Origin of the sequence: Methylomonas sp. MS20, assembly GCF_050275925.1 — a bacterium.
Taxonomy (GTDB): domain Bacteria; phylum Pseudomonadota; class Gammaproteobacteria; order Methylococcales; family Methylomonadaceae; genus Methylomonas; species Methylomonas koyamae_A.
The window spans coordinates 4837913-4850228 of sequence record NZ_CP189962.1 but is presented as its reverse complement, the minus strand read 5'-3'; the positions used below and the strand labels follow the sequence as shown (position 1 = coordinate 4850228).

Annotated in this window: 8 protein-coding genes; all 8 read right to left on the bottom strand. The window is 51.8% G+C overall.

Annotation, left to right across the window (positions count from 1 at the left end; genetic code table 11):
• Positions 1–11 precede the first annotated feature (11 nt).
• Entirely contained in the window at positions 12–761 is a 750-nt protein-coding gene (locus tag ACQE3D_RS21545; RefSeq protein WP_064031728.1) for a hypothetical protein, read from the bottom strand.
• A 36-nt stretch (positions 762–797) separates the two neighbouring features.
• Entirely contained in the window at positions 798–2165 is a 1368-nt protein-coding gene (locus ACQE3D_RS21540; protein ID WP_427500996.1) for a hypothetical protein, read from the bottom strand.
• A gap of 55 nt (positions 2166–2220) precedes the next feature.
• Entirely contained in the window at positions 2221–3147 is a 927-nt protein-coding gene (locus ACQE3D_RS21535; protein WP_313730512.1) for a sulfotransferase family protein, read from the bottom strand.
• A 60-nt stretch (positions 3148–3207) separates the two neighbouring features.
• On the bottom strand, positions 3208–5070 hold the full coding sequence (locus ACQE3D_RS21530; RefSeq protein WP_313730513.1) for a glycosyltransferase family 61 protein: 1863 nt from the start codon (positions 5068–5070) through the stop codon (positions 3208–3210).
• A gap of 37 nt (positions 5071–5107) precedes the next feature.
• Entirely contained in the window at positions 5108–5866 is a 759-nt protein-coding gene (locus tag ACQE3D_RS21525) for a phytanoyl-CoA dioxygenase family protein (RefSeq protein ID WP_313730514.1), read from the bottom strand.
• A gap of 203 nt (positions 5867–6069) precedes the next feature.
• Positions 6070–7290, bottom strand: coding sequence for a glycosyltransferase (locus tag ACQE3D_RS21520; protein ID WP_313730515.1), 1221 nt, complete (start codon positions 7288–7290; stop codon positions 6070–6072).
• An 18-nt stretch (positions 7291–7308) separates the two neighbouring features.
• Positions 7309–9618 carry a glycosyltransferase family 2 protein gene (locus ACQE3D_RS21515; protein WP_313730517.1) on the bottom strand — a complete coding sequence of 770 codons (2310 nt, stop codon included), beginning with the start codon at positions 9616–9618 and terminating at the stop codon, positions 7309–7311.
• A 10-nt stretch (positions 9619–9628) separates the two neighbouring features.
• A complete protein-coding gene (locus ACQE3D_RS21510; protein WP_313730518.1) occupies positions 9629–12298 on the bottom strand; it encodes a glycosyltransferase family 2 protein in 2670 nt (889 codons plus the stop codon).
• Positions 12299–12316 lie beyond the last annotated feature (18 nt).

The following is a 12316-nucleotide window of genomic DNA, read 5'->3' as shown; positions in this document are numbered from 1 at the left end:
ATCTCGGCAAATTAAGGTCTTTTGATCAAAATGTCTTCGCGGCGATTGGCCATTGGCAAATCCGCCGCCTGAGGCACCACCCAGCCGTGAAAACCTTGGGCTCGAACTCGCGCTAGTATTGCCAGAACCACCGAATCGTCCATCGCGCCGGGATCCAAAGTATTGAACGTCACCGTGGGCGTTTCGTCCTTTCCGACATAGGCTTTATGGCAAGCGATACCGGCACTGCTCGAGAAAAAACGCTTGCGCATGGTTGAATTGGGAATATCGCCTAACAGTATTTCTCCGCCTTCCGATAATAGCGATAAGGATAGGTCAACAAAATTCCACAAATTGCCTTCGAGGAAAATATATTGGATGACGCTATAACAGATGATGACATCGATGCGCCCGGTATATTGCGTAAATAAAGCCGGTAAATTCGGATAGCAGCCGGGGTATTTAACCGTATTTGGAGCATCCGGCAGCAAATCCAGCATTTCCTGGCTATCGGCCAGCAATAGCCGATGGTCTTGGTCCGCGCACAGTTTTTCCAGAAGCACTGGCAGTTGACTGCAGCCCGGACCGATCTCCAATACTGTTTTGCCGCGCTGCCGCAGATTGAGCAGCTTGTTGCATACGTCGGAAAAAATCAGCGGTTCCTTGCCTTCGCGGTAACTGTCCGGAAAGCCGACTTTCTCGTGTCGGCTTAATTGGTCGGATTTCGCCAATTCGCGGAATTTATCGAAATTCAAGTTTTCAAACAGATTATTGTCCGACATGGCTATCCTGAAAAATAAAGCAAACCGCCGGGAAAATCATTGCCGGAATCCCGAATAAAGCAAGCTATAGGCTATTTCCGGACGGTAGGGATTTAATGATGGAATATCCTGGCTACCCATCTGCGCGCCACCTTGCGCCAATTGCGAAACGAATAGGCTTTCACTGTGGTAGCGTTCGAAATACGCTCGGCTCTGTCGAGATTGATCCAGCCAGAATGACTCGTCCATGCGTTGAATGATGTCGTCCAATTTGTCCAGAGAATCCCAGGTGGGTGCCCCCGGATAAATTAAGTCGGTGCTGCCCCATAGCCGGTCGCGCGCATTTTGGTGAGCCACTATCGGGATTCCCGCCGCCATCGCGTCGATAATCGCCTTGCCGCCCGACAACGGTAATGTTGGGAGATAAATATCGACTTCCAGTTGAGTCAATATCTCCGGTAGATTCGGCGCGGGGCCTAAGTAAATAAATCTTGAATCGGCTAGCCCATTCCGACTCAGTGTATTATAAATATTCTGTAAATACTCGTCACTCAAATGGCCGATATGAAAATGAATGGCGTCGTGGTGTAACAATACATGCAGAATGACTTCCAGGTAATCGAGATGATAAGGTAGGCTTTTGAGTTTATGCAAGCCGCCGCAAGAAGCGGTTTTCAGTCGGGGGGATGCAAAATTCCTTTGAGCGTTTAGATGATAGGCAAAGCCTGCGGAACTCAGGCATAAATAACGGTTTTGCTGGATGTCGAATTCATTTCTGCAGCGTAAAAAGCCGACATTATGCAAATCGATATGGTGCGCACCCTCCAAGTAACAACCTAAGGCTGGATAATGGTCGCAGTGGTGCATAAAAAGCACTGTTTTATCGGTATCCGAAGCGATTGCCGCCGTGGCTACCGCGTCGTAACCGTGCGACAGCATGTAAACGGAATTGGTGTGAGGGTTGGCTAACGCGGTCTGCACCGTGCGCAATTTATCCAGAAAACTTTGGTTGTCGGCATTAATGAACCCAATTAGATTGGACTCGTCCAAGATAGTCGCCATCACGGGCTTCTTGCGGTTATTAATATTACTGGCAACTAGTAATATTGGCAGTTGGCTTGTCCGTATAATATCGCGAACTATTTCCAGATGCCCGCCTAGGCAGTACAGTTCGGTAACCAATATTATATGATGAGGCTCGTTGGGTAGTTCCTCGGCTTTGGTTAGCAGCTCGAAAGCTGACAAGCGGCCGACATCTTGACACATTTGGTCGAATTTCGAAGAGACCAAGTGTAGGCCTTGCATTGGTTGAGAGCTTCCTAGTTCGATGAAAAACTGGGTCATCGATTGCAGAAATTGTTCGAGATCGTTTTTTCTTATTGCCGCTTGCTGTGACCGGATAAACTGTTGAATATCCTCAACCATTGATCATTCCTGCTGTTTTGAAAATTGGAAAGTTATTGTCTTAGCTGGGTGTATATTATCCGGAAATCAAATTCGCCGGGAATACCGGAGAATATCCCAATTCTAAAATCCACGGCATGAGTAGTTGATTAATCGTCAGTGCCTCGTCTTTCGAGTAGCTAATGCTATGACCGCGCGCATCCCGAGATTTTTCGTAGGTTGAAATGGTTTCGGCGACCGATGCGATTGCCGGAGAGGGAAACGGTTCAAGATCCAGCTGATTCGCCAATTGATTCAGCGTGCCGCCGAGCGTTTCCGGGTTCGCTAAATCTTCCAGTCTGACCTCGATAAATCGGGGGGATTTAAGCAACTCTCTCCGTTTAAGCACTAGCGCGGCAATCATGTTCTCGAAGCGTATCGCAGCTCTGGCAACTTCGGTGGATATCCAGCCCTTTTCCATCAGGCTCCACATAATCATGCGCGGGTCTCGAATCAGGTGGACAAAATAACAATCCGGATAAAGCTCTCGCAGAAACTCCAATCGCCAAAAGTTTGCCGGCGTTTTTTCCACCCAGCCAGCCTTATCGGAAATGGTGGTGGCATGGTCGAAAGTATAGGCAATAAAATGCCGCATCGCGTTGAGTACCGGCTCTCTTTGCGGATAAAAGTTTCGGCATAACACCATTTCCAGCAAACAATCGACGGCTCCTTCGTAGTGCTCGAAAATATCCGATGAAAACCTCGCTTGAGCTGTGAAGCTCTCCGAGGGTTCGACGCCAGTTACTAGATTACGCATCAAATGTTCAAAGCGTTTAACAGCCATGGGCGTGCCCGCGGTCGAAAAATCATCGGTAATCGCCTGTATTAGGTCGTAAAAACCGTCGTTTTCAACCAGAAATTTGGTTTCAATCGGTACGGCATAGAGGGCGCCATGTCGATACAGTGCATTTAGTGTAATGGTAGTGCCCGAGCGACCCATGCCGCCAATAAAAACACGTTTCATTTGGTAGTTTAAATGGAATTGATTGTAAAGCCAGTAATTGATAGATCAGAGTGAATTCTATCAATTAAGGATAGTCGGCTGCTTGGACTGACGTTTTTCACGTTTTCCAGACGAGTTTGCGGAGTTGGTTAAATTGTTTATATGGTTTCTTAGATCGCTGATATTCACGATCATGTCGTCATGCACGCCTAATTCGTGGGAGCCGTCCAGTCTAAAGCATTCAAAGAAGACCAGTTTTAATTTCGCTATTTGGGCCATTTCGGCAAGATAGAAATAGTTGCTGTTCTTATAACCATTCACTAAAACCACGACTATCGTTCCAGGGCGGCAAAATACCAGATTCGCTTGAGCGGCCCCTGCTTCCGAGACAATGATTTTAGCATTAGAAAATACGCGGATTTGTTCTTCGAACGAAGCGCGGCCAGGGTCGAAATCCCAAAAACCCTCGCGGATAAGCATTTCACGGCAGAGTTCGCGGTTCACTAAACGGCGAAATTCGACGTTAGTGCGAGTAATTAATATCCGCTCATATTTAGCAATGCCTTGCATGGCATGATCGGCCGCGAGTTCCTTTAATAACTCGACGGCTGTGGGCGAAATTAAAATGTCACTTTTTTTAGGTAGCTGCAGGGTGCGAACCGTATTGATCGATAGGTCCGATACCCAATGGAGTTTTCCAACCTTCACCGAGGCATTTCGCGCAACCTTGATGACTATGGCGTCGTTTCCTAAAATTAGACGGATGACGGCTTCCTGAAGTTTGCCAATTTTTTCATCGATTAAAAAAGTAGCATTACAAGCGAGTCCATTCTTTCTGGCTAATAAGTATCGGGGTAGAACCTCAATTATCCAATGGAAGTAATTGTGACCATGATCGTGCATGAGCGAAAACGCTTCGGGTACATACAAGTCCGTGTAAGTATATTTTACCGCGCAAACATTATTGACGGCATGAAGTATGTAATGGCATTTAATTTCGGAAGTGTTGTCGGTAGTATCGTCAAGATGGTCGTAAAGTAAATCGTGGCTATTAGCGATGATCATGGCGCTACCGCCAATTAGTACCACGTTTTCCAATATACAGTAATACGGTGTCGGTAGCGGGTGAATTTCAACTTCGCCAATGGTGTTGTTAGGCCGATTCAGAAAATGCGGGTCTGGGACCGAAATGCTGGATGCCGCGGAAAGCTTTTTAACAAACCAGCGACGATTTTGAGAAAATTGAACTATTTTGTGTATTTTTCCAACGACGTATACACCTTCGCGCCAGTTATTCAGGTGCGGCATGGGTAAGAAATAGTTGAAAAAATAGTTATAGCAAAGTGCGGATGCTCCAAAATATCCGCAGGCGGAGAAGGCAATTGCTAGAGCCAACCAATAATTATTGCGATAGGTTTTCGGTACAAGGCCTTTTTTACTGGCTTCGTCGAACAGGGCTTGCAATAGCGCGGGGCCGTTTTTAACCTCGAAACGCAGTTGCCGGTCGAGCGAGTTGTCGCATGCAATATTGAACCTCGACAAGATATTCCAAGTGAGGGTTTCGCTATCCACGTTGTCGTTGAAATTGAACGGCAAACGATTTTCGCGGATGCCGTTCAATATGAAGTGTCGGAAATGGTTTTGCGTTACATCGGGGTATTGCTTTTTGTAGAATTCCTCGTCAAAGCCCAAAATGTCCCGAAGGCTCGTTTGCGACGACAGTAATCGCGCTTGCTGTTCTTGAGCTGTTTGAGTATTTATCGACCAAGGGAAACGGCCTTCGTACATGCCTTGGGTAAGAAAGTGGATCAGAGGATCGGTTTTCGTATTGGCGACATCGGGGAACTTCTCTAAATAAGCTTTTTTATCGAATACCAATAATTTCTCAATGACAGCTAACTCTTCATCGGTGTATGCGCTTATGTCAAAAAAATTTTTATACATGGTATTGGATGGTGTTTATCGAATACTAATTCTTGAGTTAGGCTTTTTTATTGTTTAAATGACTTTGCCGCCAAGCAAGAACCGAGTCGGCGGTTTCCCAGCGGTAGCCTAATAAGCCCGCGAGAAAAGGGTCGTCTTTGAAGCGGCCGTTCATCATGCGCGAGAAATTAATTTGCTGTTGAATAATGGGCAGGGTGTAGAGATTGTTAATGGCTCTTCTAATATTCGGTGATACGTTAACCCCGGCGCGGTGGTAAGCGAGCGCGTCGAATATTACGGCATCGCCTGGGTCCGCTATGATTTGAATTTCATGCTTTTTAGCGTACTCGTCCGAAGGAAAAGGCTCATGGAGATGGGAGCCGGGCAGGAAAAACGTGCCGCCGGTCGTCGCGTTAAATGGATCGATACAGAATAGCGATTGCAACGCAATCGGACGAGAAATCGTAAAGTGTTGATATTGCAGTTCGCGATGCCAAGCAGTTTGATAAAGAGTATCGTCGGGTGGGTTTAATATACCGACTTGGGAGGAAAGGCTAATATTGTTGCCTAGCGCCTTTTTAATCACCGGTAAGATTTTTTCATTACAGGCAATTTTATGCAGAAAAAAATCGTCGTAGGCCAGCATGGAGCGTACGATATACCGATCTTTTAGAGCAATCAGATTGTCTAGCCCGAATTCGTCGACTTGCTGCTGATAGATTTCGTCCAGCTTTTGCCGGGTATAATCGACTTCTTCTACCGTTAGAGCGGATTTTATTACCGAGAAGCCGTTTCTAGAGACTTCTTCCAAGTGCATTTCGATATCGGTCTCGTTTTTATGGCGTTCGTATACGCCGTGAACGGCCAAATTGAGTTTTTCTGCTTCGGCTCTCATTATATTGTCCTCGATTAATGGGGATTCAAGTTCTTCGGAAACAAACGGTTGTGCTTGCTTCCAAGTTTAAGTCCGCTCTAGAGTTGAGTTGGTGGTGCGATAATCCACGATAGATTCAAGCGCTTTTAAATTGACGCCATGATTTTGGTGGTCCACTTGTGCAAACATTGCTCAAGATCATACTGAGTCACTATAGTTTTTCTGGCGGCTTTGGAAAGCGAGTTAGCTTTTCGTTTGGGTAGGCTTAACGCTTCGACCACTCGGTTGACCAAGCCCTCTTGATCAAAGAAATCGAACAACAAGCCGTTTTTGCCATCCTGAATCAGTTCTCTTACCGGTGCGGTATCGGAGGCAACGATGATGGGGCCCGTCGCCATGACTTCCAGCAGCGACCACGACAATAAAAACGGATAGGTTAAGTACACATGTACTTTCGAGAGTTGTAAAACGTTACGGTAATCCGCCTTGGCGAGGCGGCCGAGGATGTGAACCCGGTTCGGGTCCAAGTGGGAACCGACTTCCCGCATCAGCATGGCCAGCCAGGAGTCGTGGCCGTGGGGACCGGGACCGTAGCCGCCGGTTTCACTACCTATGATGATGACGTGCGCGTCGGGTCGACGCTTCAATAGTTCCGGGAGGGCACGCATAAAGACATGAAATCCGCGCGTGGGCTCAAGATAGCGGGCGACAAACGTGATGATCTCGTCTTGTCCGCCAAGCGTTATGCCCTTGTTTGGAATCGTCAGGGTTCGAGTGGCATCTGGGCTAAAGTAGTTCGTGTCGATACCCTCATGAATCACGTCGATTTTGGATTGAGCCCATGCGGGGTAGGTGCTCCGCTGCCAATGGGTCGGAGAAATCCCGGCATCGATGTCGTGCAGCGCGTGCAGATTGACGGTATTTTTCAAGCGCAACTTAGCGAGCTTTTCGACATCGTCGGTTTTGAATTCAGGATCGAAATTAAAGTCCTGGCCGGTCGCCGCGTAAAAATATTCTAAATATCCCAAGTATTTTGCATGGGGCCAGATATCGCGCAACAACAGCGCCTCGCCCCAGCCGGGATGCACCATCACGATATCGGGCTGGAAACCTTGGCTTTTTAGCAGGTCGGCGGCCTTGGCGGTGGCTTCCGCTCGCAGAATTTTGGCTTCCCATTCGCTCATCAATGGATGAATATCCGGGTTGCTACTGCGAGACGGAGTGTATGCGATAGTACTGATGTTCGCGATTTCGACATTCGGCGCTTGGCGAATCGCCATGACTTGATTTTTTGTGTCCTTGGCTAAATGCGTGGCGATTTGCAGGAATTGGGCTGGAAAATTTTGATGAATAAATAGGATTTTCATAGGAAAGGACAGTTGGGGCTAGCGATGCCGGCGAGTTCGAGGCGGAAATGCCAAGCCATCGTGCGAATAGCGGTCCAAGTTAAGATTGTTATTATAGTAGGGGTCGAAAAACAGTCGGTTCGCCCAGCGTCCGCGCAATGCCGATTTTTCCTTCTCCAGTCGGGCGCGTTTTTCCGGCGTATCGTCCCGTCCTCGACTGGCCGATTCCGCATGCCATAATTTGGCTTCAGGCGTCCAGACGATTTTTTTGCCCGAGTCTCCAAGCCGCAAACAAAAATCCACGTCATTGAACGCTACCGGAAACGCCTGGGCATCCAGGCCGCCCAATGCCAAATAATCCGATTTTCGGCAGATTAAACAGGCGGCGGTAACCGCGCTAACTTCGCGGATTAACTGATTATAGCCGAAATATCCCAAATCGGATTCGTCCCACAAGTTGCCGATATGGCCGGCTAAACCGTGTAATCCCAGCAAAACGCCGCCATGTTGGACCATGCCGTTGGGCCATAACAACTTTGCGCCGACCGCGCCGATGTCCGGCCTTAGCAACTGGGTAACCATGTTTTTTAACCAGTCAGCATGGATCGCCTCGATATCGTCGTTGATTAAGCCGATTATTTCGCCTGTTGCTAGGGTAACCGCATGGTTATTAATCGCTGAGTAATTGAAGCGATGCGGGTAGGGAATGATGCGAATGCCGGCTTTTTTAAGTTGGGATAAATACTTGAGGGTTGCTTTGTCTTGCGAGTCGTTGTCGACGACGATGATTTCCAGATCGGGATAATCGGTTTTTTTCAAGCTGTCGATACATTTCTTTAGCAAGGCGTGATGATCGCGTGTCGGAATGATCAAGCTGACCTTGGGCCACATTTCCGGTTGCCGCCAGCGAATGACTCTGAACGCGTTCTCGGCGAGTCGGGTTTCGATGCGGCTGCCTGGCGCGATTGCGGGCAGGCACTCGGCAATCGCCTCGTCCAATGCTGGGGAGCGACTGGCTTGATGACGGTGGTATAACACTTCCGGCAGGTGTTTGATCGCCGACGCGGTTCGCTCCCGGTCGGGAAGCGCGCGGACCGCCAGCCACGGCCAGCACTCAGGGTGTTCCAGCCACACCGAGTCCTGCGGCAGTAGCCCGCTTCGCACCGCGAATAGATGCTGGAGCAGGTCTTGGCTCAGGAACAAATTCAGGTCCCAGTCCGGCTTGAACCAGGGTTCGATGGTCGGCGGCTGACGATGCAGCAGGCAATCGCTGTAGGCTATCCGAACCGCCGGATCGGCGAACACGCTGCCGATTCGGGCTAGCGCCGATTCCGGCAAAGTGTCGCCCGCCTCGATAAAGCTCAACAAGCCGTCGTGTTGGCTTAATTTATGTCTGATGGCTTCGGGCCACGCTCGGCTATCGACCACGGTCAGGCGGGAATCGGCGAAGTTGCCTTGGCCCTGTGCCAATACCTCGAAACCCTGCCAGCTTTGCGCAGACAAGCTATCCAAGGTTTTTTGCAAATCACCGTCGCCAAACACCACGATCAATAAGTCTTGTTGGCTGTCGAGCGGAGTCCGGATCGCTTCAGGCGGATAGCATGCGGCCCAATCCGGATACGCCGAAAAATCCACCGACATCGGCAAATAATCTCGGTATTTTAAGAACTGTTTCGCGAGCAGGCGCCGTTGATCAGGCAACAACACGCGGTCCGCCTCGACGAGTTGCTCCAGCAATAGCGGGGCCGTGGCCACCGTGAATGGGCTGCCAGGCAGGTTTTGGCCTTGTTCGTTCAATACCCGGACTTCGTGGCTGTCGCCGTCGGCATAGGCAAACGGCAAGGTGTAACTAAAACCGTGCCGGCCGTTGCCTAAACCCATCTCGATCAAATCCGTCCGCCGCTGATCGGCGTGGACCTCCCCGATCAATTTATCGTCCACGAAAACACTCAGGCGTACCGCTTGATCCGGTCTGGCGGAATTCCAGGCCCAGCCGGTGAGTTTCAATCCTCGTGTATTAGCGACGCTGCCGAGCAGTGTCGAGGTCGGTCGAGTTTGGGTTCGGTTCAGATAAATCGTGCCGTTCAGCCAGAATTCGCTATTGGCGACTCTGGCGCGCAAGCGACTAATGCCGCGCAATTTCGAGACCGGTAATGCGACGCGAAAGCCGTAGCAACCATCCCCGATGGTCTGCGATTGCGGTATCCAAAAATGAGCGTGGATTAGCGCCAACGGATAGTCGTCGCCATGGATTTCGACGACGACGCGTTCCTGTAACCGCGTGGCGTCGCAGACCCAGCCCGACAAATAGCCGTCGCTGAAATCGGTTAATTCGCCTTGGAAACTCATGTCGGGTCGTTCATTGCGAAATAACGGGATGGGCGGAGAGTATGGCGTTCAGCCAATTTTCGGCCGTCGCGTCGGGAGCCAATGGTATGTCGCCAGCCGTTGGGTCCAGTAAATCGGCATAAGTCCCGATGGCGGGCGCGGCGATTGGCAGACCGCAGGTTTTTGCCAGCCGCCACGCTATGGGTTCGATTTGCGGCCAGCGGCTGGCGTCGAGTATTAACGAGCACCGATGCAGCGCGAGCATCCTCGGAATTTCCCGGTAGGCGAGCGCGCCGACCGCCCACGCCCGGCCGGTTGCCAGTAGCGCGCCGTCATCCACGCTTTCGCCGAATACGATCAATTCCGCATTCAGCCGCCGAGCCGCCAGCCATCGGGACATCTTCAAAAGCGCTTCGAAATCGTCGCCACCGGGCGCGGCCTGTATGACGGCGATGCGCAGGTGTCGGTCCCGAGGTAACGGAGGGGTGTTTTCGGCGGTGTCGCGATCGCTTGCCCAGTTTGGGGCTCGGTAGCGAAACCGAACTTCCGGAAAACGCCGCCGAAAACGGTTTAACCCGTCCCGCGACGCCAAATAAACGCCGCTGGCGTTTGCCAGCAATTGCCGCGAACCCTGGCGCAAATCCGCTGGACTATTCAGGTCGGGCAGTCGGCTGCCATAGCGTTCGATACATTCGACGCAAGCTGTGATATTCGGAGGATCGCCGCAAAACGCCGCGTCCGTTCGCGTCAGCGTGATCCGGGGGCAATACGCGGCATAATCGCTTAAAAAGATCCGGTAGGGAATAGCGAGTTCGATCAGCCCCGGCCATAGTTGAAAAGGCCAATCGGCCAAATCGTAAATATCGATGCGGGCGAGGTTCAGCCGGGACAGGTCTTGCCACAGTGGCTGCTCGTCATCCGGCCAGCGGTAGTGCAACGACAGCGGCGTTTCGGTTCGAGTGCTTTGCAAGGAGAGGGACAGTGCGCCGTCCGCCGCGCGCGACGCCTGCAGGGTAAACGTGGCGGTTTGGCTTAGGCCTTGCGCCAACCATTCTCCTCGCAAATCGTCGGGCTGGGCGGTGGGCAGTAGGGCCAACTCCGCGCGTTTGCCGGACCGCATTGGTAAAAATTGCCGCTGCAAGGCTAGCCGTATCGGCCGCAACGGATCTTCCGATAGGAAGCGGTCGTATTGATCCGAATGGTCCGGGTATCTAGCGTAGATCTTGGCGACATTCTTGGCCGCCAGATCGGCTTTTTCAGTCCCGAAAGACACGCTACCGGCGTGACCGACGAACACTCGCGGCGTGCAAACGTTACGCCAACCCCGCCGTTCGGCGCGTAGGCAAAACTCGGTGTCTTCCCCGTAACCGCGTTCGATCATGCGGCTATCGAATCCGCCGGCTTCGGTTAGACATTGGCGTTTGATGTATAAACAAAAACCGACGCCAACCGGAATATCCACAATGCTGTCGGCGGGCAGTTCGGCGAAGAGACGATCCAAACGTTGCAACACCGCCGGCTTGGGCAAGGCCCAAGCGCGCATCGGCGTCGGGTAGCTGACCAGTTCGCCGTTGTTGCTGAATGGCGTGACGGTGCCGATATCGTTGGCCAGATATGCGGCGTCGCGCAAGCGGTCCAGCCAATCGCCGTGTACCACGGTGTCGGCGTTGAGCAGTATCGCATCGCGATGCGGGCCGAGCCGTAGGCCGCGATCGACGGATTGGACGAAGCCGGCGTTGACGGCTTGTTTTACTAGTGTGATACGGCCTTGGTCCGCCAGTTTGCGCAAATAAGTTGCCAACAAAGGATCGGGGCTTGCGTCGTCGACGACAATCAAGCGGTAGGCGGTGCGATTGGCGGCGGTTAAAACCGACTTCAGACAAGCCTTGGTTTCCGCGTAACCTTTATAGACCGGCACGATCACGTCAACGGCGCCGTCTTGCTCCGCTATTGTCAAAGCGGCATCGCCGCTGGACGCGACATCGGACGCGCCGCTGAAAACCAGCGGCGACCCGGCCAGATCTTTATTCGCCAAATGGACCCGGATGTGTCGGGGGCGATTGGGGAGTTTAAAGGAAAATCCGTCGCGTTCGCCGCCCAAGCCGTTCCGGTTTAACAGCGGGGTCGCCAGAAACGGTTTCAGCGTGTAATCGATGCCGTCGAGAACCACGCTGAGCGGCGGTTGCCGCTCGGCGTTCAACAGCCAACCGCTGAGGGTTTCGCCGTCGAAGCGGCAAGCGCCGACCGGTGCATCCTTGAATCGGGTCAGAATCCGCGCCGCCCGTAATACATCCACCGGTTGATCGTGTCTGGCCAAGGCCGCCCAGGCCAGCTGCCGCGAAGCGGGGTTGGGCGGCAGGGGATGCGCTTCCAGCAGTTCCAGCAAATACGCGATCAACGTGTCATTGTCCGGAAACCGCCTTCTCGCGTTGAACAATAATTCCACCGCGGCATTGGGTTGTCGGCAGTGCTCGAGCGCCTTGGCTTGCAAAAGCGTCAAATCGACCGACTTAAGTTGGTAGACGCGCGTTACTCTGTCGATCAGTCGCCATGCGTGGTAGGGGTGGCCGCTGCGCAACAATCGGGCGGCGGTATCGACAAAATCGAGGGTATGCGACGGTTCGCCGCCGACGGTTCGGTCGCGGTCATCGAGGCCTATCGCTTCGGCGGAAAGCAGGGGCAGTGGGGTTGATCTCGTCAAAACAGGCCGGGACTTTTT